Annotated in this window: 19 protein-coding genes and 1 tRNA gene; 13 read left to right on the plus strand and 7 right to left on the minus strand. The window is 55.9% G+C overall.

All coding sequences use genetic code 11. From position 1 onward, the window contains the following. Positions 1-10: 10 nt before the first annotated feature. Complete coding sequence (locus tag ABD851_RS08080) at positions 11-916, plus strand: DUF72 domain-containing protein (protein WP_344978038.1); 906 nt, start codon at positions 11-13, stop codon at positions 914-916. Between the two features lie 5 nt (positions 917-921). Here the strand turns inward: ABD851_RS08080 and ABD851_RS08085 are convergent. Next, positions 922-995 (minus strand) — tRNA-Arg (locus ABD851_RS08085). A gap of 124 nt (positions 996-1,119) precedes the next feature. Here ABD851_RS08085 and ung point away from each other — a divergent pair. Beyond that, complete coding sequence (gene ung / locus ABD851_RS08090) at positions 1,120-1,791, plus strand: uracil-DNA glycosylase (protein WP_344978040.1); 672 nt, start codon at positions 1,120-1,122, stop codon at positions 1,789-1,791. Continuing rightward, a complete protein-coding gene (locus ABD851_RS08095; protein WP_344978042.1) occupies positions 1,788-2,573 on the plus strand; it encodes a lysophospholipid acyltransferase family protein in 786 nt (261 codons plus the stop codon). The genes ung and ABD851_RS08095 overlap by 4 nt, the downstream gene beginning before the upstream one ends. A gap of 42 nt (positions 2,574-2,615) precedes the next feature. Here ABD851_RS08095 and ABD851_RS08100 read toward each other — a convergent pair whose 3' ends face one another. Continuing rightward, positions 2,616-5,369, minus strand: a complete 2,754-nt coding sequence (locus ABD851_RS08100; RefSeq protein WP_344978044.1) for a putative LPS assembly protein LptD — start codon at positions 5,367-5,369, stop codon at positions 2,616-2,618. Between the two features lie 208 nt (positions 5,370-5,577). Here ABD851_RS08100 and ABD851_RS08105 point away from each other — a divergent pair, with 208 nt between their 5' ends. From ABD851_RS08105 to ABD851_RS08135, 7 genes are all read left to right on the plus strand, one after another. Next, positions 5,578-6,828: an N-acetylmuramoyl-L-alanine amidase gene (locus ABD851_RS08105; protein WP_344978046.1), complete on the plus strand. Its 1,251-nt coding sequence runs from the start codon at positions 5,578-5,580 to the stop codon at positions 6,826-6,828. 52 nt (positions 6,829-6,880) lie between these two features. Then, positions 6,881-7,846: an MlaD family protein gene (locus ABD851_RS08110; protein WP_344978048.1), complete on the plus strand. Its 966-nt coding sequence runs from the start codon at positions 6,881-6,883 to the stop codon at positions 7,844-7,846. Between the two features lie 51 nt (positions 7,847-7,897). Next, positions 7,898-9,859, plus strand: coding sequence for an OstA-like protein (locus tag ABD851_RS08115; RefSeq protein WP_344978050.1), 1,962 nt, complete (start codon positions 7,898-7,900; stop codon positions 9,857-9,859). A 49-nt stretch (positions 9,860-9,908) separates the two neighbouring features. Next, complete coding sequence (gene nhaA / locus ABD851_RS08120) at positions 9,909-11,063, plus strand: Na+/H+ antiporter NhaA (protein WP_344978052.1); 1,155 nt, start codon at positions 9,909-9,911, stop codon at positions 11,061-11,063. Positions 11,064-11,179: 116 nt separating this feature from the next. Then, positions 11,180-11,656, plus strand: a complete 477-nt coding sequence (locus ABD851_RS08125) for a hypothetical protein (protein ID WP_344978054.1) — start codon at positions 11,180-11,182, stop codon at positions 11,654-11,656. Positions 11,657-11,728: 72 nt separating this feature from the next. After that, complete coding sequence (locus ABD851_RS08130) at positions 11,729-13,252, plus strand: NAD(P)H-hydrate dehydratase (protein ID WP_344978056.1); 1,524 nt, start codon at positions 11,729-11,731, stop codon at positions 13,250-13,252. Between the two features lie 137 nt (positions 13,253-13,389). Beyond that, on the plus strand, positions 13,390-15,666 hold the full coding sequence (locus tag ABD851_RS08135; protein WP_344978058.1) for a sodium-translocating pyrophosphatase: 2,277 nt from the start codon (positions 13,390-13,392) through the stop codon (positions 15,664-15,666). Positions 15,667-15,727: 61 nt separating this feature from the next. Here ABD851_RS08135 and ABD851_RS08140 read toward each other — a convergent pair whose 3' ends face one another. Together ABD851_RS08140 and ABD851_RS08145 are read right to left on the minus strand one after the other, a co-directional pair. Continuing rightward, positions 15,728-15,940, minus strand: coding sequence for a hypothetical protein (locus tag ABD851_RS08140; RefSeq protein ID WP_344978059.1), 213 nt, complete (start codon positions 15,938-15,940; stop codon positions 15,728-15,730). A 32-nt stretch (positions 15,941-15,972) separates the two neighbouring features. Then, entirely contained in the window at positions 15,973-16,473 is a 501-nt protein-coding gene (locus ABD851_RS08145; protein WP_344978061.1) for a DUF1648 domain-containing protein, read from the minus strand. Positions 16,474-16,718: 245 nt separating this feature from the next. On the opposite strand from ABD851_RS08145, the gene ABD851_RS08150 reads away from it, so the two are divergent. Together ABD851_RS08150 and ABD851_RS08155 are read left to right on the plus strand one after the other, a co-directional pair. After that, positions 16,719-17,108: a BlaI/MecI/CopY family transcriptional regulator gene (locus ABD851_RS08150; protein ID WP_344978063.1), complete on the plus strand. Its 390-nt coding sequence runs from the start codon at positions 16,719-16,721 to the stop codon at positions 17,106-17,108. Positions 17,109-17,111: 3 nt separating this feature from the next. After that, complete coding sequence (locus tag ABD851_RS08155; RefSeq protein ID WP_344978065.1) at positions 17,112-19,304, plus strand: M56 family metallopeptidase; 2,193 nt, start codon at positions 17,112-17,114, stop codon at positions 19,302-19,304. A gap of 141 nt (positions 19,305-19,445) precedes the next feature. Here the strand turns inward: ABD851_RS08155 and groL are convergent, their stop codons facing one another. The 3 genes from groL to ABD851_RS08170 all read right to left on the minus strand — a co-directional run bounded on the left by groL (position 19,446) and on the right by ABD851_RS08170 (position 21,687). Further along, positions 19,446-21,086, minus strand: coding sequence for a chaperonin GroEL (groL, locus tag ABD851_RS08160; RefSeq protein ID WP_344978067.1), 1,641 nt, complete (start codon positions 21,084-21,086; stop codon positions 19,446-19,448). A 73-nt stretch (positions 21,087-21,159) separates the two neighbouring features. Continuing rightward, the gene (locus tag ABD851_RS08165) at positions 21,160-21,441 is read right to left on the minus strand and encodes a co-chaperone GroES (protein WP_344978069.1); all 282 of its coding nucleotides are present in this window, start codon (positions 21,439-21,441) and stop codon (positions 21,160-21,162) included. A 24-nt stretch (positions 21,442-21,465) separates the two neighbouring features. Next, entirely contained in the window at positions 21,466-21,687 is a 222-nt protein-coding gene (locus ABD851_RS08170) for a hypothetical protein (protein WP_344978071.1), read from the minus strand. Between the two features lie 46 nt (positions 21,688-21,733). On the opposite strand from ABD851_RS08170, the gene nusB reads away from it, so the two are divergent. Beyond that, positions 21,734-22,684 (plus strand): transcription antitermination factor NusB, encoded by a 951-nt coding sequence (gene nusB / locus ABD851_RS08175; protein ID WP_344978074.1) that lies wholly within the window; start codon positions 21,734-21,736, stop codon positions 22,682-22,684. The last annotated feature ends 34 nt before the right edge of the window (positions 22,685-22,718 follow it).

A 22,718-nucleotide genomic window follows, 5' to 3' on the forward strand; every position in this document is an offset into this window, starting at 1 on the left:
TTTTGCAGGTATGGATTTTGGAAAAGTAAGTGCCGCCGCCATTGATAAAATTGATTTCCGTCTTCCTGACGACCCGCCGCTGACCCGGCAGGTGCTGGCAGAAGCCGCGAAATCACAGGAAGCGCCGGTCATCTATACCGGCTGCGCCAAATGGGGACGAAAAGAATGGGTGGATAAGCTGTACCCGCCGGGCACAAAGGAACGGGACTTCCTGTCGCAGTATGTAACCCAGTTCAACTCCATCGAGCTGAATGCCACCCATTATAAGATATATGAGCCGGAGACCATCCGCCGCTGGTCGCTGACGGCCGGGAAACGTCGTTTCCTGTTCTGCCCCAAGTTCCCGCAAGTCATCAGCCACGAGGGCAACCTGTATGCTGCAAAGGAGCTGACGGCTGCTTTTTTGGAAAGCATACGGGCCTTTGAGACCCATCTGGGCCCCTGCTTTCTCCAGTTCAGCGAACACTTTTCCCCGGGCCGCCGCGACGAGCTGTATACCTATCTTTCCTCACTGCCGCGGGACCTGCCCTGCTATCTCGAGCTGCGCCATCCGCAGTGGTTTGGCGATGCGGCTATCCGCAGGGAGCTGTTCGAACTGCTACGGAAATTACAGCTGGGAGCGGTCATCACGGACACTTCCGGAAGAAGGGACTGCGCCCATATGGAGCTGCCCATACCCGGGGCCTTTGTGCGTTTTGTGGGCAACAACCTGCATCCTACCGATTACCGGCGTATAGACGAATGGGTACTGCGGATAAAAAGCTGGTTACAGCAGGGGTTGAAACAGCTTTATTTTTTTATGCATCAGCATGACGAAAAGGATTCCCCTGAACTGTGTTTATATCTGATTCAGGCGCTCAACAAACATTGCGGGACAAAGCTGGAAGCCCCCCGTTTTCAGCAAAGATTGTTTTAGGAAAGTGACCCGGATGCGATTCGAACGCATGACCGACAGCTTAGAAGGCTGTTGCTCTATCCAGCTGAGCTACCGGGTCGGAGTATTTCAAAAAGCAGGAGCGCATCTCCTGCGCAGCCTGCGCGGCAAAGGTAAAATTATTTTACTAATTTCGGAACTTCAACGCGGCAGGACCAGCGCCTGCCCTAAATTCCGCAATCGCTATGGATGTAAAGATCGAACCCTCGTGGAAAGCCGTTTTACAGGATGAGTTTGAACAGCCCTACTTTCATGATATTGCCGTATTCCTGAAATCGGAAAAGCAGAAAGGGAAAACCATCTATCCTCCGGGACCGCTTATCTTCAACGCTTTTGACAAGACGCCCTTTGACCGGGTAAAGGCCGTCATCCTGGGACAGGATCCTTATCATGGTCCCGGGCAGGCGCATGGTCTCTGCTTCTCGGTGCCGGACGGCGTACCGCCGCCACCTTCGCTGGTAAACATCTTTAAAGAGCTGCATGCCGATACGGGCGATCCCATTCCCCGCTCCGGCAATCTCGAAAAATGGGCCACCCGCGGAGTGCTGCTGCTCAACGCCTTTCTGACGGTGGAGGCCAGCGCCCCCGCCTCCCACAGCAAGGCCGGCTGGGAGCAGTTTACCGATGCCGTTATCCGCAAGATATCCGAACAAAAGGAAGGTGTGGTATTCCTGCTATGGGGCCGTTTTGCCCAGCAGAAAGAAGCGCTGATCGATACCGCGCGCAATCCCGTTCTGAAGGCCGCCCACCCTTCGCCTTTTTCTGCCGACCGCGGCTTTTTCGGCTGCCGCCATTTTTCAAAAACCAACGAGCTCCTGCGTCAGGCAGGCAAAAAACCTATAGACTGGACACTGTGACACAAAAAAGAATACCGGCCCTGCAGCGCATCCTGGGACGGGTCTATGCGCTGTACGCCCTGCTGATGTTTATCATCACCATCCTGCTGGTGGCTATCCCCGTAAGCCTTGCCCATCTCCTGGTCCGCGACGACCGGCGCAGGACAAAGATCGTCATGGACAGCTACCGTGTATGGATGGGCGTTTACCTACCGCTGATCGGCTGTCCCGTTACGAGAACGGGTCAGGAACATTTCCGCCCGGACACCACCTATGTGGTCGTTTACAACCACAACTCGCTGGCGGATGTGCTGGTATCTACCCCCTATGTGCCGGGAGCCAGCAAAACGCTGGCCAAGAAAGAGCTGGCAAGAATACCCGTTTTCGGGCTGATCTACCGCAGCGGATCCGTGCTGGTGGACCGCAGCGACCCCAACAGCCGCCTGAAAAGCATCGAAGACATGAAGGCGGTGCTCGCCCAGGGCATGCACATGATCCTTTACCCGGAAGGCACGCGCAACAAAACTTCCGCTCCGCTCAAGCCTTTCTACAAGGGTGCTTTTAAGGTAGCCGTGGAGTCGCAGCACCCCATCGTGCCCGCCCTGATCTTTCATACCCGCGAGATCCTTCCGCCGGGGCTGTCGTTTTATGCCTGGCCCCATCGTATCCGCATCCGGTATATGCCGCCGGTGCCCACCGCCGGCCTGGGACCGGATGACGTACCCGCCTTAACGGAAAAGATATTCCATCAGATGAGGGACGGCTATATAGCGGGAGCGGGAGGCAATGCCGGAAAAGCCTGAGCACGCAGGCGCCGGACAGGTCTGCCGCTTTCGTGCAGGCTATCAGTAAAATCCGCCGCCGGTGGACTGCGGGTTCCCGAATACGTCGTAGAACTGCCGTCGCCGGTTGATCCGCAGGTCATGCAGGATGCCCGCGGTGGGGTTGAGGGTGATGTTGAACGATTTGTAAAAGCCCAGCGGCACGATGTTGATGGACATGCGCCAGCAATGCAGGTCGCGGGTAATGTTGACCGTGGTATAGGTCAGACGCTTGTTGAGAAAATCGAAGCCGCTGCTGAGGCCGATCTTCCATTTGGGAGTGAGGCTGAAGTCGCCGTTGAAGTTCAGCGACTGGGCAAAGATGGTAGTATCCCGCTTGTAGTCCGGCGTGCGGGTTTTGGTAAAGTTCAGGCTGTAGGAGAGGTTAATGCTCCAGGGAATGTCGAAATCCACAAAATCCCCCGGGTTTTCCTGCATCCGCCGCATCTGCTCCTGCTGCAGGTCCAGCGGGTTCTGACCCGGCTGCAGCTGGTCGGTCTCATCCTGGGTATCCTCCTCCTTCTTGCCCTTTTTATCCGGCGATTTAAAGGAAGTGCTGATGCTGATGGAGCCGTTGCGCAGCTCGCCCAGGCTGAAACGGCCCTGCTCCCATACATACTTGTCGATCATCCGGCCCGTATAATCGTGGACATAGGGATCCACGGTACCGCTGGCCGAGATGTTGATCTTATCAAACAATAACGTGCGGGCATATACGCTGAAAGGCTGCAGCTGGAAGGAATCGGCTACCAGGTTGTATCCCCCGTTGATGCCGAAGCCGTCGAGCAGCTTTATCTTCTTGGAATGGGTGGCCGTATCCTTTTTGGAAAAGACCTTCATTTCAAGGTTATTGTCTATCCCGAAGCTGATACCGCCGTACCGGCCCTCCGAGAAGGGACCGAAGCCGATACCGTCAAATACAGATACCCGCTGATAGGGGGTCAGGGCCGAGGTATCCACCTTCACATTGTAATAGTACTGCTGGTTCATATCCGGCTTGTAGCTCAGGCTCAGGCTGGGGCGCATCACGTGGCGGATGGCCTGTACCTTGGCATTCCGGTTACGCTTGTTGAACTGGAACATGCCGTATACCGCGGAGCTTACCGACAGGCCCATCGTCATTTCCCGGGCGGTGTACAACCCCTTGTCATAAGTGGTATCCAGCCGATTGTGCTTGGCGTCAAAGGTGCGGTACATTTTTTTGGTATACCAGCGCTCGGTATAGCTGACGCTGGGCGATACGGTAACGGGTCCCAGCGGAGGAAGGGTAAGGCTGATCGGCACCTGGTGCTGGATGCCGGTCTGGAACTTGTCAAAAAAGCCGGGCTTGAGCAGGGTGGTATCGATAAAATCCACCGAGTTGCGCGCATTCAGCGAATAGCCGATACCGATCTTTTCGTACCACTTCGGCGTGCCGGCATACTCTTTCGGCTGGAAAGGGTAAATGGTATTCATGGTAAAGGCCGCCTCTGGCAGGGTGATATTCACCTGCCGGGTGGACGTGTTCTGGTTATGGTTGGCGCTCAGCGTCAGGTTGAAGGGCGAACCCTGCCAGGCTTTGGAAAAGGCGATGGAAGAGCTCAGCGTATTGTTCAGGCGGATGGAAGGATCGGTAACGTTATACTGGTTATAGGTAGAGGTGCCGGCATTTACGCTGGCGGAAAAGGTAACACCCGGACGGGCTTTGCTGTCCATGCTGTGCGACCACATGATCCGGAAGTCGCGTGAGCGGGTAAAATCTGAGGTCTGCGGATCGCCGAAGCGGGTGGTGGCAATGCTGAGCATCATCGATCCGCTGTAATGGTATCTTTTGAAATAACGCGGGTTCAGGTTCAGCGCCCAGCTGCCGTAGGAATAGATATCCCCGCGCACCGTCAGGTCAAAGTAATCCCCCAGCCCGAAATAATACCCCCCGTTGGTGAGCCCGATACCTTTTTGCTGGGCCGCTTCATAGGTGGGCGGAAGTATGCCGGTCCGCTGACCGTGCGTGAGGGGGAAAATGGCAAAGGGGATGAACAGCGGCGTCGGTATCTCCATGATCTCCACATTGGCGGGTCCGGAGATCAGCAGCTTATTGGGAATGATCTTTACCTTTTTGGCATGGAAAGCAAAATGCGGCGGATATTCGTCGCAGGTGGTGAATATCGCTTCGGCATTATCAATCGAGTTGTCTTTCTGCTTTTTGGCCTGATCCGCATACAGGAACCCTTCCCCCTGCTGGGTCACCGTATTGTAGATCTTGCCGCGGGTGCTCTTGAAATTGTACAGCATGGAATCCGATTCCAGCGGCTCCTGCCCCTGCTGGGTAAATACCGGCAGCTCCGTCTTTTCATCGGCGCTGTCCTTTATATAATGCGCATCCACGACCTGCGTAGCCTGATCCAGCATTACCTTCCCGGCCTTCAGGTTGATGTCCTTGTAGTCGACGTTGGCTCCTTTATATAAATAGATCTTTTTTTCCGGCACTACCAGGGTTACCGAATCTTCCGCCTGGAACTTCACGGGCGCATCGAGCGTGTCCTTGGAATAAGGGACATGCGTGGTGTCCTGAGAGAGGGTACCGGTATCCCGGGAGGGAGCCGTGGTATTTCCGGCGGGCCGGAGGCTGTCTGACGACTGGGCGGCCCCGCTGTCTGCAGGCAGGATGATGTCAGGGGGAGGAAGGCGGTCCGGGGAAGGAGGAAGCGTATCCGCTGCGGCAGGAAGGACGGCATCCCTGCCTGTAGTCTTTTGCGCACAGACTCGGAAGCTGCTGTGCACCCCGGCTAAAAATAGCACCGGCAGAATGAATTTTACGCTATTTTTGCGGATATTTTTCATCTAAAAACGGCACAAACCTACATGTTTTTACCTATAAAACACACGGGGATAAGGTATTATTCTGCCGGAAACTCCATAATACAATTGAAAAATATACGTTGAAGATATGACCTTGCAGGATGTTTGTTTAGAACATGCCTCAATCACCTGTCGAAAAACAATCGTGATGTATCGAAAACTGCTGAGCGTCTCTTTTACGAGCTGGTTTTTATTGCTAATCTGCTGCCTGCTTCCCCGGTATACCATTGCCTCCACTGATGCCCTCCCCGCCCCTCCTCCCGGCGAGCCCCCTTTTGTGGTGGTCATCGATCCCGGGCACGGCGGTATCGACCCGGGTGCGATCGGCAAGGTCACCAACGAAAAAACCGTCGCCCTGTCGGTAGCGCTCAAGCTCGGAAAGCTGATGGCCCAGGTGCCGAACGTGCAGGTGGTCTATACCCGCACCACCGACGTGTTGCCGGGTGATAACTACCAGGGCTCCAACAAGCAGCGGATCAATCACTCGCTGCGGCAGCGGGCCATCATTGCCAACAAGGCCCACGGCAACCTCTTTATCTCCATACACTGCAATTCTGCCTATACCCGGCATCGTGTACGGTCCGGCTACCGGACCGTATACGTCAGGAGCCACGGCAAAAGAGTTCGGAGGCGGGTACCTACCTACCGCACCTACAACACGCCCAGCCCGGCCCGGGGTACGGAAACCTATGTATGGGGTATCCAGAAAAACTCCGATAAAGACCTGGCCCTGAAAGAAAACGGTCCCCTGGCAGACGATCCTGAGTTCAAGTCCCTGCTGAATTCCGATAATTCTGCAGAAGGACAGATCATGGTGAACATGATGCGCCGGGACGTGATGCGTCACAGCCTGGATATCGCCGCCAACGTGGAAGGCGAGTTTTCCAAGGTGGGACGCGTAAGCCGCGAGGTAAAGCAGCGGCAGGTAGGCATCTGGGTGCTGCAGGCCACCGGCATGCCCAGCGTGCTCATCGAAACGGGCTTTATCAGCAATCCCGAGGAAGAACATTACCTGATCAATCAGCAGGATGAGCTGGTCGGGTGCATCTATAAAGCCTTTACCCGGTATCTGGCGGGTATCCGCGGCATCAGCGCGGAGGAGCTGGCCGGCCCGGGAAAAACCTCCCCGGCCATCCCGCAGCCCGCCGCCGGCACGATCTATAAGATACAGCTGATGGTGAGCAACGATCCCGTCAAGGCAGACGACAACCGGTTCAAGAAGCTGGACGGTCCCGTGTCCATAGAATCGGTAAAGCTGAACAACCAGAAGGTGTACCGCTGTCTGGAAGGGGAATACAAAGATTACGATTCGGCCGACCGTGAGCTCGAGAAGATCAAGCTGATGGGATTCCGGGACGCCTTTATCGTCGGCTATCAGAACGGAAAAAGACTCGAATAAAGCGGCATCTTATAATTTCGCTATTTTTGTAGCGGACCAAACCCGATCAGCTTTGAAAATCTCGAACGAAACGAAAGTCGGCGCATTAACCGTCGTGGGTATCGTGCTGCTTGTCTTAGGCTTCAACTTACTGAAAGGGAAAAATCTTTTTTCGAGAAACCTTACCCTTTATGCTTATTATGACAACACACAGGGACTGGCCACCTCCAACCCCGTACGCATACACGGGCTGGCGGTGGGCAGCGTGTCCAGTATCGACTTCATGGATGAAAACGTGGATAAGATACGGGTGACCCTTTCCATAAAAAAGGGGATCGACATCCCCTCCAACTCCGTGGCGTCCATTATCAGCGCCGATCTGCTGGGCAGCAAGGCCGTCCGCATCGACATGGGCGACAGCAAAACCGGCCTGAACGACGGGGATTCCATCCGGGCCGCTGTGGAGGGATCGTTTACCTCCTCCCTTATGAAGGATATCAAGCCGCTGAGCGGCAAGGTGCAGGGCACGCTCACCCACCTGGACTCCGTGCTGCTTTCGGTGAACGGCACCCTTGATGCCGATACCCGGCGCAACCTGCAGCTGTCCATCGCCGAGATGAAAAATGCCATGCAATCCTTTTCAAGGGTAGCCGATTCTCTCGGGCAACTGACCAAAAACCTGAATGCCATCACCGGCAACCTCAGGAACAACAACGAGAAGATCAGCCAGATCATGGACAATACGGAGCGCGCCACTGCAAAGATCGCAGATGCGCCGATCGGCGAAACGCTTGACAATCTCAACAAGTCGGTGGATCAGCTGAACGGCATCATCGCCAAGGTCAACAGTCCCGACGGATCCCTGGGACTGCTCATCAACGACAAAAAGCTGTACAACAACCTGCAGGCTACTACCTACAACCTCAACCTGCTGATGGAGGACCTCCGGCTCAACCCCAAGCGGTATGTACATTTCTCCCTGTTCGGGAGAAAAGAAACAGCGCGGCCGCTGCCTTCGGATACAACGCTGAAACAATAATGTCTTCCCCTCCTGCCCGGAGGCAGGATGCAGAACCAGGAATCACGCAAGATGGCGAAGCAGCCGCGTAAACATATTTTTTCCCTGAAAAGGCAAAGCCGCCGCATCCTGCTGGCAGCCGCCCTTTTAGCGCCGGCCATCGTAGCCTGCGCCCAGCAGCCGACGCCCTTTCCGGTTTCGCCGGTCCCGCGTATCGATTCCGCAAAAGCCGTGCAGCTGATACAGGCGGACGTGCTGCAGGGCATCCAGTCCAAAAACGATTCGGGCAATCTGGATAAGCTGATCGGGAACGTGATCCTGAAGCAGGGTACCACCCTCTTTTATTGCGACAGCGCTATCCGAAACGCCAGCCTCAATATCATCGATGCCTACGGCCATATCCATATCAACCAGGCCGACAGCGTGCATACCTATTCCGATTATCTGCATTACCTGGGCAACGAAAAAAAAGCTACCCTGCGGAACAACGTGAAGATGACGGACGGCACCATGGTCCTCACCACGCCGCAGCTGGATTACGACCTCAATACGCATGTGGGCATATACAGCCAGGGCGGAAAGCTGGTGACCGACAGCACCGTGCTCACCAGCCGGCAGGGCTATTATTATTCGAATACCAAAGACGCTTATTTCAAGAACAATGTAAAGCTGACCGACCCGCAGTATGTGCTGACCACCGACACCCTGCTTTATAATACCGTCAGCAAGATTGCCACCTTCGTAGCGCCCACCGCCATCCATACCGGAAGCGCGGATATCAATACCACCTGCGGTTATTACGATACCGAACAGCGTTATGCCCACCTGTGCAGCCGCTCCTCTATCGTGGACAGCACCCAGCACCTGTCGGCCGATACGCTGAACTATGACAAGACCACCGGGGTCGGCGTGGCCAAAGGCAATGTGGTATGGACCGACACGCTCAGGAATATCACGGTATTGTCCAACTATGCGGTCTCCAACTCGCAGACCCAGACCATCCTGGCGATACAGCATCCGGTGATGATACTCATGCAGCAGTCGGACACCCTGTACCTCGCGGCAGATACCCTCTTTTCGGGAATGGCGCCCCCGGAAGGCGACAGCATCACGGTGAAGCCCGCCGATATGCTCAAAGACCTGCCGGTTTTCCAGGCAGCGGAAGACAGTATTGCCGCCCAGCGGGATGCTTTCCTGCATACGCAGGCGCTGCTGCAGCAAAGTCTGGATTCGGCAGCGCAGCAGGAGCCGGCAAAGAAAAAGGATACTGCTGCCGCACCAGCCAAAGCAACCGCCGCCCCGGCCCCGGCAAAAACAGATACGGCGGCCAAAGTATCCACATCCGCCCCTGCCGCAGCGACCAAAACCGACAGCCTTGCCGCTCCGGCGCAGGACAGCGCGCGGACCGTTACGCCTCCGCCGCGGGACAGCGCTACCGTACCACAGCAGGACAGCACCGCTCCCCGCTTCATCATCGCTTATCACCATGTAAAGCTGTTCTCCGACTCCATGCAGGGATTGTCGGACAGCCTCTACTATTCCGACCGCGATTCGGTTTTCCGTTTTTACCACGACCCTATCCTCTGGGTATCCGGCAGCCAGCTGACCGGCGACACCATCCTGCTGCATACACGCAACCAGGGTGCGGACCGCATTGACCTGCTCAACAATGCCCTGATCGTAAACGATGCCGGCTCCGGCTTTTACAACCAGATCAAAGGCAATATCATATACGGTTATTTCAAAGAGAACAGGCTGGACTGGATGCAGGTCAACGGCAACGCCGAAACCGTTTATTTTGCCAAGGACGATTACGGCGGGTTTATCGGCGGCACGCGGATCCAGTCATCCGCCATACGCATCAACTTCAAAGACGGTCAACTGTATAAAGTGACCTGGCTAAAGAGTGTGGACGGCACCATGACGCCCCTGACCCAGGTCAGCGACCCCCGGGAGCTGAAGCTCCGTAATTTCCGCTGGGAGGAAAAGCGAAGACCGAAGACAAAAGCGTCGCTGATCCTGCCGCAGCCCTGACGCCGCCGGCAGAGGGCCCTTTTTGATTTTTTAACCTTATTCGATCTCCATGGCCGACAAGCCTATCCGCCGATTATTAAGTCCCCTGAAAGAATGGTTGCAGGACAGCCGCTCGGTGGGCATCGTGCTCATCGCCTGCACCGCCGTTTCGCTGCTGCTGTCCAACCTGCCTTTCAGCAGTGCCGCCTATACGTCGTTCTGGGAAAAAGAAATACACCTTCCCACAGAAAGCCTTTCGCTGCCCCACAGCATCCTGCATTGGATCAATGACGGACTGATGGCCGTCTTTTTTTTCCTCGCAGGACTCGAGATCAAAAGAGAGCTGCTGAAGGGAGAGCTCTCCTCTCCGAAAAAATCCATGCTGCCCGTGCTGGCCGCACTGGGTGGGATGATATGTCCGGCCCTGATCTTCCTGCTGTTCAACGGCAACACCCCTTATCATCACGGTTGGGGCATTCCCATGGCTACCGACATTGCCTTTTCCCTGGGTATCGTGTCCCTGCTGGGGAACCGGGTGCCGCTTTCCCTGAAGGTGTTCCTCACCGCCCTGGCCATTATCGACGACCTTGGGGCCATCATTACCATTGCCATCTTTTATAGCACCGGGCTGCAGCCGGGTTTCCTGCTGGCCGGGCTGGGCATCATTGCGGCGCTTGCCCTGCTGAACCTGCTGAAGGTAAGGCAGCCGCTCTTTTATTTTCTACCCGGTCTTGTGGTCTGGTATTGCATCTTTAATTCCGGTATACATGCTACCATTTCCGGCGTGCTGCTGGCCTTCTGCATGCCGATGACCCACATTGAAAAGCTGGAGCATCGCCTGCACGACCCGGTTAATTTCATCATCATGCCACTGTTTGCCCTTGCCAATACCGCTATCGTGTTTCCCCGTTCGCTGGCTCCCGTATATGCTTCCCCGATAACCTGGGGTATCGTCTGCGGACTGGTGCTGGGCAAGCCCCTGGGCATCTTCCTGTTCTCCTCCGCAGCCACGCGGCTGAAGCTGGCCGCGCTGCCGTCGGGGACCCGGACGGGTCAGCTGATCGGCATCGGTATGATCGCGGGTGTAGGATTTACCATGTCTATCTTTATTGCCACGCTCGCCTTCGGCGAAATATCCCTGCAGGTTATTTCCAAAATAGCCATCATCGCCGCATCGCTGCTGGCCGGAACAGCCGGGTATTTCTATCTGGGGCGCAGAAAATAAGCCGCCTTATCCGCTGCCCGATATTTGGTATGTTTTATGCTATATCTGCTGTAAAAGAACTTAACTGCAAATTATTCGCTAACTTGCAGCCGAAATGTAACCTCAACTACACATCTATGAAAAAATGTTTGCTTTTTCTTTCCGTTGTAGTCCTCGTCATAGGATTAAGCAGCGGCAAAACCTTCGCCCAAAACACTTCCTCCAGCTACCGTACAGGGCTGGGGCTCGGTGTTGACTTCGGGGACGGAGCTACCATGGTGGGTATTTCCGGAAAGCATTTCTTCACGGATCATAACGTGGGAGAAGCCAACCTGATGTTCTTCAACGGAGGAGCCGGCATTAACGTGCTGTATGAATACCATAGCGACATTACCGGCGCCGCGGGCCTCAAGTGGTATGCAGGTCTGGGTCCGGAACTGCTTTTTGGCAAGCACTACACGGATTTCGATATCCGCCCCCTGATCGGGCTGGATTATAAGATCCGCGCCGCACCTTTTGCCCTTTCCTTCGACTGGCGTCCGCTGTTTTCGCTGACGCACGGCACCGACTTCCTGGCGGCAAGGTTCGGCCTGGGCATCCGGTACGCCTTTTAAGTAAAAACCGCTTAGCACATCTTCTGAGCCTTGTTGCCCCTTGGGGCGACAAGGCTTTTTATCTTTTTACGCGTGAAAGTATTTACCACTCCTCTTATCCGGGACGCCGACGCCTATACGATCCGGCATCTGCCCATCAGCAGCACGGACCTGATGGAAAAAGCCGCCACGGCCTGCGCGCACTGGATATGCAGCCGGTTTCCCGCAACTGTCCCCGTCTGTGTTTTTTGCGGCACCGGTAACAACGGCGGTGACGGGCTGGCCGTTACCCGCCTGCTCCGGGCCCGCGGATATACCGCGCAGGCCTGGCTTGTGACGTCTGCTGACCGGCTTTCCCCGGACTGCGCAATAAACCGGGAGCGGCTGGAGCAGGCCGGAGAGGGCCCTGTCATGATCCGCAGCGCTACAGAATTTCCGCTGCTGCCGGCCGGAGCCCTTGTCGTGGACGCCCTGCTGGGCACCGGTCTTACCCGGCCCCTCAGCGGGCTCATGCGGGATATCGTGCTCCGGATCAACGACCTGCACAACCCCGTAATTTCTGTGGACATTCCCTCGGGCATGTATGCAGACCAGCCTCCCGCCAAAGACGGTATAACGGTAAGGGCTACCCATACGCTCAGCTTTATGTTTTATAAGCTGGCCTTCCTGCTCCCGGCCAGCGCGCCGGCGGCCGGCAAGGTAACGGTGCTCCCCATCGGGCTGCACCCGGATTATATCGCCGAAACGCCGACACCCTACCAGACCATCGACGCCAGGCTCATCCGCCGTTTTTATAAAAAAAGAGCGGCCTTTTCGCACAAGGGTACTTACGGACATGCCCTGCTGGCGGCGGGCAGCTTTGGAAAAATGGGGGCCGCCCTGCTCTCCGCGCGGGCCTGTCTCTGCAGCGGAGCCGGACTGCTGAGCTGCCGGATTCCCCGCTGCGGGTATATACCGCTGCAGACGGCGCTGCCCGAGGCCATGTGCCTGTGCGATGAGGAAGAGACCCATCTGGTCCCGGGCGAAAGAGACGATACCCCTTATCAGAGCATCGGGATCGGTCCGGGGATCGGACAGCACCCCGATACGGTGCGGGCGCTGGAGCAGCTGCTGCAGGGGGCCGGCAGTCCTGTGGTGCTGGATGCCGACGCGCTGAATATCCTGGCCCGGCACCCGGAGCTGTGGAAGCATGTGCCGGCCGGCAGCCTCCTTACCCCCCACCCCAAGGAATTTGAGCGGCTGTTCGGCCCCGATGCGGATGATTTCGCCCGCCTCGAAAAAATGCGCAAAGCCTGCGCGGAGCACAGCGTGTATATTATCCTGAAAGGACATCACAGCTGCACCTGTACACCGGAAGGGAACTTTTTCTTCAACACCAGCGGCAATGCCGGCATGGCCACCGCCGGCAGCGGGGATACGCTCACCGGCATCCTCACCGGGCTGCTGGCGCAGCGGTATACTCCCCTGGAAACAGCCCTGCTTGGCACGTATATTCATGGTCGTGCCGGCGATCATGCCGCCGCAGCCCTCTCCCCCGAAAGCATGCTGGCCTCCGACATCATCGACCATCTCGGCGCGGCCTTTTTGGAAATAGCCGGAACGGACATGCAACATTAAATATTATGCCTTATTTTTACCGGCCCGGGACGGCCAGTGAAACGCGGAGCGTTCATGGAGACCTTTTGAAAGGACATGATGAACGAAATAAAAGACAAAATTTAACGGCTGAAAATTAAAATGGTTAAAACTACTGTATGAGTAATTTCTTGTATGTTATCCCCGTTATGGGAATCATTGCGTTGCTATTCATGATTGCCAAATCAGTATGGGTTTCGAAGCAGGGAAGCGGAAATGAAAAAATGACGGAAATCGCCCGTCACATCGCCGAAGGGGCGATGGCCTTCCTGAAGACAGAATATAAGATCCTGACCTATTTTGTAATTATCGCCGCCATCCTGCTGGGTTATATGGGTTATGTAAACCCCCGCTCCAGCTGGATCATCGCCATTGCCTTTATCATCGGCGCCGTGCTGTCCGCCTTTGCGGGATTCAACGGCATGCGGATCGCCACCAAGTCCAACGTCAGGACGGCGGAAGCCGCCCGGACCAGCCTCTCCAAGGCGCTCAGCGTTTCTTTCACCGGAGGCAGCGTGATGGGACTGGGCGTTACCGGCCTGGCCATCTTGGGGCTGGGCGCACTCCTGATCGTGGTACTGAATCTTTTCGGCGTCATCAATGCGCAGAACGGAGAGCTGGAGAAAGCGCTGGAAGTGCTGACCGGTTTTTCGCTGGGTGCGGAAAGCATCGCCCTGTTTGCCCGCGTGGGCGGGGGTATTTATACAAAAGCGGCTGACGTAGGAGCCGACCTCGTGGGTAAGGTAGAAGCCGGCATCCCGGAGGATGATCCCCGCAACCCCGCTACCATTGCGGATAACGTGGGAGACAACGTAGGGGACGTAGCCGGTATGGGCGCCGATCTGTTCGGTTCTTTCGTATCCACCATCATCGGCACCGTGGTCCTGGGCGGGGAGATCAGCAAGCAACCCGGCTTTACGGATGGGTATAACGGTCTTTCCCCGGTGATCCTCCCGATGGTCATTGCCGGCGTAGGCACCCTGTTCTCCATCCTGAGCACTTATTTTGTAAAGGTAAAAGAAGGCGGAAACGTACAGCGTGCGCTGAATGTGGGCAACTGGATCGCCGTGATCCTGACGGCCATCTCCGCTTATTTCATCATCATAAACATGCTGCCCGCCACGCTCACGCTGCGCGGTCATTCCTTCACCTCCGGGGGAGTATTCGGCGCGGTGATCGTAGGCCTGGTTGTCGGCACCCTGATGAGCGTGATCACCGAATATTATACGGCGATGGGCAAACGCCCGGTGAACAGCATCGTAAGCCAGTCCTCTACCGGTCATGCCACCAATATCATCGGCGGTCTGGCTGTGGGTATGGAATCCACCATGCTGCCCATGATCGTGCTGGCGGCAGGCATATACGGCTCCTTTGCTTTTGCCGGCCTGTATGGCGTAGCCATTGCGGCGGCGGGGATGATGGCCACCACCGCCATGCAGCTGTCGATCGATGCTTTTGGGCCCATTGCGGACAATGCCGGCGGCATCGCCGAAATGAGCGAGCTGCCCAAAGATGTGCGGGCCAAAACGGATATTCTCGATGCAGTCGGCAATACCACCGCCGCCACCGGAAAAGGCTTTGCTATTGCTTCTGCAGCGCTGACCTCGCTGGCCCTGTTTGCCGCTTTCGTCGGGGTAGCCATGCCCGATCCCAGCACACAGCATATTGATATCTACCAGGCCCGGGTACTGGCCGGGCTGTTTGTCGGCGCCATGATCCCCTTTATCTTTTCGTCCCTCGCCATTGCGGCGGTGGGCCGGGCCGCTATGGCCATGGTAGAGGAAGTACGCCGGCAGTTCCGGGAAATCCCCGGTATTCTGGAAGGAAAAGGCAAACCGGAATATGAGAAATGTGTGGCCATCTCCACCAATGCCTCCATACGGGAAATGTTACTGCCGGGCGCTATCGCCCTGGTGGTGCCGGTGCTGGTCGGATTTATCTTTGGCCCGGAAGTGCTCGGCGGCGTGCTGGCCGGCGTAACCGTGTCGGGGGTCCTGATGGGTATGTTCCAGAGCAATGCCGGCGGCGCCTGGGACAACGCCAAGAAATCTTTTGAAAAAGGGGTGGATATCAAAGGCACTACCCACTACAAAGGTTCCGAACCGCACAAGTCATCGGTAACGGGGGATACCGTGGGCGATCCTTTTAAGGATACTTCCGGTCCTTCCATGAACATCCTGATCAAGCTGATGTCTATCGTTTCACTGGTGATCGCACCCACGCTGGCCAACCGCTTTAACAGTACGGTTCCGGAGACGGGCGCCGTAAGTCCCTCCGGCGCAAAGACGGAATACCGCGATGCCCGGGCACAAGCGACAAGCACCTTCCTGTACGGCCCCGAGGTAAAAAACCTGCGCATCATGGCGGTTCCTGACCGGAACCGCTTTCCGGGATAAGACTTAAGCGATATATAGCCTGGCGGCATCCGGTGCGCTCACGAGCGGCTTCCGGATGCGCTCAAAGGGCTTCCGGCTTCAGTTGGGAAAGGTCCAGCCCCAGGGCGGCGAACCCCTTCTCCCCTTTGCCGGTAATGTAAAAATGTTTGTCGGCTCCACCGGTTTTTGCAATCCAGCCCTTTTCGGCAAATGTCTCCATGAGCAAGGTTCCCAGCTTGCCGCCAAGATGGGAATAACAGGTTTTTGCCGGTCTTGCCTGCTTCGGCTTTTCCATGATCGGATGATTTTGAGGTTGACGAATATCGCTTATCGGGACTGCCGGCTTCGCGGCCTTGTCCGGAGCGATCTGATTACAAAATAAACCACCGGTACGAAGATCAGTCCCTCGATCAGCGGCAAAAACCAGATGCGGAGCCCTCCGCTTTTCCCCGATACTATCTGGAGGGTGCTGTATACGATGATCGTAAAAACAAGCACCACGAGCAATTTCAAATACCTGATCAGCTTTATTGCACCGGTACGTTGTCCGACTTTATTCGTCTCCGTTATACCGGTCGGATGATTAAAGATAAAAGGATACCTGGTCAGTATGGTCATACCGATAAAAAGAAAAGTTCCTATAGCGGCCAGTATAAGAAGAGCCGATTTACTTCCGTAACCGTCGACCTGCCCGGTCCCGCTATAATGAACAGGAATAATATCGGGCAGACCCGGATAGGACCAAAGTGTCAGGATCCACAGCCCAGCCAGGATGACCCAACCTGAAATCTCCGCGGCCCTGTCGGCGGAAGAAAGCATTGATTTCATTTTTCCTTTGTTTAAGGATGGCAAGCATCAAAACGGCCCGTCATGCTTACAAAGCTAATGTTTTTGACCGCACCTCGCCAGCCGCCGTCTGGAAAGATCTATTTCTCATTATTCCCGAAATCATTCTCGAAATATATAGCCGAATAAAATTTTTTTGTTATTACGAACAAATTCGTACTTTTGAATACGATAAGTTTCGTAATCATCGTAATCGCCGCACCGGACGATCTCTTTAAACATACGTTATGGCAGCAGACAAACACCCACGCCCCACCGAAAGCGAACTGGAGATTCTCCAGGTTTTGTGGGAAAGAGGCCCTTCCACCGTAAGGGAGGTGCATGAGGTCCTGGCCCGGCAGAAGGAAACCGGGTACACCACTACGCTGAAACTGATGCAGATCATGCATGATAAGGGTACCCTCCGCAGGGATACCTCAGCGCGCACTCATATCTATGAAGCCTCCGTCTCCCGGGAAGACACCCAGCACCAGCTGCTGGACCGCATGATCCATACCCTGTTCAGCGGCTCGGCGGCCAGCCTGGTGATGCAGACCCTGGGACACCACAGGGCCAGCGCCGGAGAACTGGAAAAAATCAAAGATTACCTGCAACAACTGGAACGATCAAAAAAATAACCCATGTGGTCCTCTTCTGATTCTTTCGTACAGGCCCTGGGGTGGACGCTGCTCCACTCGGTGTGGCAGGCTATGCTGATCAGCGCCTGTCTCTGGCTGCTGATGCGTCTTTGCCGCCGCGCCGCTGCCGCCGTGCGTTATCTGCTTTCGCTGTCCGCACTGGCAGCCGCAGGCGCCTGGTTCCTCTTTACCTTTTTCCGGCTCTGGCATCCGCTTCCTGCCGGGGAACGGCTTCCGCTGCTCCCGGCCGCCGCGCTACAGGCATACCCGGCGGTTCTTCCCGTCGCACCTCCGCCTGCACCGGTTCCGTTATGGGCGGAAATCAACACCTGGCTCCCCTACCTGGTGGGATGCTATGTACTCGGATTGCTGTTCCGCACTCTCCGGCTGGGACGGGAAGGCTGGCAGCTTCGCCGTATCCGCACCCGGCGGGCCATTCCCTTTGATCCGGCCTGGGAACACTATCTGGAAAAGCTGGCCGCGCAGCTGCATATCACAAAACGGGTGCAACTTTTCCTGTCCGCACATATCGACGTGCCCCTGATGACGGGTCACCTGAAACCGGTCATATACCTGCCCCTCAGCCTCGCCAGCCAGCTCAGCCCCGAACAGATCGAAGCTATCCTGCTGCACGAGCTGGCCCATATCCGGCGGCATGATTACCTGCTGAACCTGCTCCAGCAGATGACAGAGACCCTGCTCTTTTTCAACCCCTTTATATGGCTGATCAGCCGGCATATCCGGCTGGAACGGGAGAACGCCTGCGATGAGATCGTTACCCGCAGCACCGCGCCCCTGACCTATGCCCATACCCTGGTAGCCGTAGAGGAATATCGACGGCAGCAGCACCAGATCGCCATGGCGGTCACCGGCCGCCGCCACCAACTTTTCTGCAGAATACGACATATCATGGAAAAACGAGTACAAAAGACCAGCATCACCCAAAAGCTCCTGGCGCTGCTGGTGCTGGCCGGAGGAATTGCCTCCGTAGCCTGGCTTACCCCCGAAGAAGGTCACAACGCCATCCGGCACCGGAGCTCCGGCAGCACCCACGCTACGCCGCTTTCTGCCGATGTTACCCTGCAGGCCGCTGTTCCCGTATTTATCCCCCTGCCGGCCCCGGCGCCCGGCGCTGCTCCGGCCCCCCGGGCAGATACCACGGCTCCCCGGAACGGGACGGACGATTTGAAAAATGAGGACGAGGCAAGGCAACGCCTCAACGAAAGCCGCGAGCGCTGGAATGAAGAACTGGAACATTACCACCAGCGCAAGGCCGACGCACAGCAGCAGGTAGATTCAATGTTACGGCAACTGGAGAAGTCTCAGCTGCAGGCAGGCCGCCAGGCGTTGGCCGAGGCCCGGCGTCAGCTCCGGCAGACAAACTGGGACAGTATAAGGCAAAGCAGCATGGAAGCCGTACGACGGGCACAGGCCGAAATGCAGCACATCAACTGGGACAGCCTGCAACGGCAGACCAGCAAGGCTATGGCCGAGGCTCAGCGCCGGTTCCGGGAAACCGACTGGGAAAAAATAAGACAAAGCAGCATGGAAGCCCTCAGCAAGATGCAGGGCGAGCTGCAGCGGATGAATTGGGACAGTATAAGGCAGCAAACCGGCAAAGCCATGGAAGAAGCCCGGCGTCAGCTCCGGCAAACGAATTGGGATAGCATAAGACAAAGCAGCATGGAAGCATTACGGCACGCGCAGGCCAATCTGCAGCGGACCAACTGGGACAGCCTGCGGCGGCAGATGGAATCTTCGCTACGCCAGGCAGACACGGCCATAAAACGGGCAAAATGGAACCGCCAGGACAAACCGGTCGCGCCCAACGCATCGCCCCTGCCGCCCGCTCCCCCGGACAGCCTGTCCGGACCGGTTCCGGCTGCGCCCCGCAATCCCGGCAGCATAATAGTGGCCACGAAGGTCAGCGGAAGAATATTCGGGGATGCACAGGCAGGCGATTTCCGGTCACCCGTGACGGAGGTCCTGAAGCGGCACGGACTCCTAAAGGATAATATTCATTACACCGTAATGATGAATGACAGGGCGCTTTATATCAACGGAAAAAAACAGCCTCAGACCCTATTTGAACAATGCCGTAAGCTGACGGAGGACGGTAAGCAACTTCTGCTGACCTTCAATGGATCGAGCGGAAAGGCGCTCGCAATTGTCCAGGCCGAAAAATTATCGAAGTGAACCCTGGCTCGTATCGGGCCGAGCGCAAGCTGAAAGATAAACAAGCCGCTCAGACGCCTTGAAAGAAAACAACTTAAGCACATAACAAAAGCCCCTCCGCTTGAAGCAGGAGGGGCTTTTTCTTTTCGTGGGGTGCGGGGATTAATAACCCATACCGCCCATACCCATATCTCCACCCGGAGCTGCGGGAGCGGCGGGCTTGGGTTCGGGTTTGTCGGCTACCACGCACTCGGTGGTCAGCAGCATACCGGCGATAGAAGCTGCATTTTCCAGGGCAATGCGGGTTACCTTGGTCGGGTCGATCACGCCGGCGGAGAATAATTTCTCATATACTTCGCTGCGGGCGTTGAAGCCAAAATCGCCTTTCCCTTCTTTTACTTTCTGTACCACGATAGAGCCTTCGATGCCGGCGTTAGCGGCAATCTGGCGGAGGGGCTCCTCGATGGCGCGCTTTACGATATTGATACCGGTGCTCTCGTCTTCATGGTTGTTCTCCAGCTTGTCCAGCACTTCGATGGCGCGGATAAAGGCGGTTCCGCCGCCGGCCACGATACCTTCTTCCACAGCCGCACGGGTAGCATGCAGCGCATCGTCCACGCGGTCTTTCTTTTCCTTCATCTCCACTTCGGTGGTAGCGCCGACATACAGTACGGCTACGCCGCCGCTCAGCTTGGCCAGACGTTCCTGGAGCTTTTCCTTATCATAATCGGAGGTGGTCACCTCGATCTGGGATTTGATCTGGTTGATCCGGGCCTGGATATCTTCTTTCTTGCCCTTGCCGTCCACAACGGTGGTATTATCCTTGTCGATGGTTACGGATTCGGCGCGGCCGAGATACGTCAGGTCGGCGTTCTCCAGCTTGTAACCCTGATCCTCGCTGATCACGATACCGCCGGTAAGGGTAGCGATATCCTGCAGCATTTCCTTGCGGCGGTCGCCAAAGCCGGGAGCTTTAACCGCAGCCACCTTCAGCGCACCGCGCAGCTTATTGACTACCAGGGTAGCCAGCGCTTCGCCTTCCAGGTCTTCGGCGATGATCAGCAGCTGAGCACCCTGCTGGGCCACTTTTTCCAGGATCTGGAGGATATCCTTCATGGCGCTGATCTTCTTGTCATAGATCAGGATGTAGGGATTCTCCATTTCGGCCTGCATCTTTTCGCTGTTGGTTACGAAGTAGGGAGAGAGATAACCGCGGTCGAACTGCATCCCTTCCACCACGTCCACATAGGTATCGGTGCCTTTTGCTTCTTCCACGGTGATCACGCCGTCTTTGGTCACCTTGCCCATGGCTTCGGCGATCAGCTTTCCGATCTCGCTGTCGTTGTTGGCGGAGATGGCGGCTACCTGCTCGATCTTGTTGCTGTCGGAACCGATCTTTTCAGATTGCTTTTTCAGGCTGTCCACTACGGCTTTCACAGCCTTGTCGATGCCCCGTTTCAGATCCATCGGGTTGGCGCCGGCGGCTACGTTACGCAGGCCTTCGCTGATAATGGACTGAGCCAGCACAGTGGCGGTGGTGGTACCGTCCCCGGCGATATCGGCCGTTTTGGAGGCCACTTCCTTCACCATCTGGGCACCCATGTTCTCAATGGGATCTTCCAGCTCAACTTCTTTGGCAACAGTTACACCGTCCTTGGTAATGGAGGGAGCGCCGTATTTCTTTTCAATGACCACGTTCCGGCCTTTCGGGCCCAGGGTCACCTTTACGGCATTCGCCAGCGTGTCCACCCCTTTCTTCATTTTATTGCGGGCGTCCAGATTAAAAAACAATTGTTTTGACATGATAAATCGGTTTGAGGATTTTTGATTTTAAAAAATAAAAAGCGACATTCCTTTCTGTAAGGCACACCGCCAGTTAGATGATTGCCAGGATATCAGATTCCCGCATAATAAGATAGTCTTCCCCTTCGAGGCTGATTTCGGTGCCGGAATACTTGCCGTACAGCACGGTATCGCCCACCTTCACGGTTACAGGCTCGTCTTTTTTGCCCGGTCCGGCCGCCACAACGGTGCCTTTCTGGGGTTTTTCCTGGGCAGTATCCGGAATGATGATTCCGCCCTTGGTCTTTTCTTCAGCAGCGGCAGGCTGTACGATCACCCGGTCCGCCAGAGGTTTGATGCTTACACTTTTGGCCATAGTTGTGCAATTTTTAAGGCTGATTTAATAATGAAATGAAATATTTTTTCCCGCATCGAGAATTATGCCAAGCGGCAGGAAAAGCCAATTTTTCAGTTTCTTGACAGGTTTGCGAAGGTACTCTATTTTTTTATATGCCATTTTTTCAGTTGAGAAAAAGACGGGAAACCGCTGCCGGCCGGCCCTGCCTCCCCAGCCGGGTGGTAAACCGGCGGAACCGGAAGACAAAAGCGGATATTGGTTCATGCTTACATTTTCTTATCTTTGCGCCGCTAAAAGCTCTTGCCTTCGTATGATCAGCAGAAGAAATATCCGTATAAAGGTTATGCAGACCCTGTATGCCCTGGAATCTGTGGAACAGCCCTCTGAAACCCCTGCCGCCGGCCCCCGGCGCCATGCTGATCCCGCCCGCATCCTGCAGCATCATCTCGACCAGACCAGCCAGCTTTTTATTTACCTGCTGTATAACATCGCCCAGGTAGCCCTCTATGCCGAAACAGACGCCCAGATCAGGTCATCCAAGCACCTGCCCTCCCAGGACGATCTGAATGTAAATACCAAGATTGCCGGCAACGACTATCTCTGGCAGCTGCTGAGCGAACAGGGCTTCCAGCACAAGGCGGAAGAAATGCACTGTGCGCAGCTGGCGGATAAAGGCCTGATAAAAAAGCTTTATCTGCAGCTGGCCCGCAGCGAAAGCTATAAGGAATATACCGGCACCCTGGAGCGGACGCCGGCGGAGGAAAAGAAGATCATCAGCTACCTGTTCAATGAGCTGCTGATGAAAAGCGAGGCCTTCGGCCAGCATCTCGAAGACCATTTCCTCCACTGGGACGACGACCGGGAAATGATGTCGGTACTGGTAAACAACTATTTTCATAAACCCCGGCTGTTCAATTTCCTGCAGCTTATCAGCGCAGAAAAGCTCGAATATGCCCGCAACCTCCTGCAGACGGTGCTCGACAAGCGGGATTACTGCCTTTCCCTGATCCGCCCGAGGCTGCAGAACTGGGATCCGGAGCGCATTGCCGCCGTAGACATGCTGCTGATGGAAATGGGCATCTGCGAATTCCTGTACTTCCCTACCATCCCCACCAAGGTGACGATCAACGAGTACATCGACCTCGCCAAGGTGTACAGCACCCCCCAGAGCGGGCATTTCGTAAACGGCATCCTCGACAATATTCTGAAGGACCCCGCAACGGCGCAAAAAATCCGCAAGGCGGAGCGCAGCGGTAAATAATAAAACAAATTGCTTACTTTTGCCCTTCCGGAGG

It is taken from the genome of Compostibacter hankyongensis, assembly GCF_039541075.1.
In the GTDB taxonomy this organism is placed as follows: Bacteria; Bacteroidota; Bacteroidia; order Chitinophagales; family Chitinophagaceae; genus Compostibacter; species Compostibacter hankyongensis.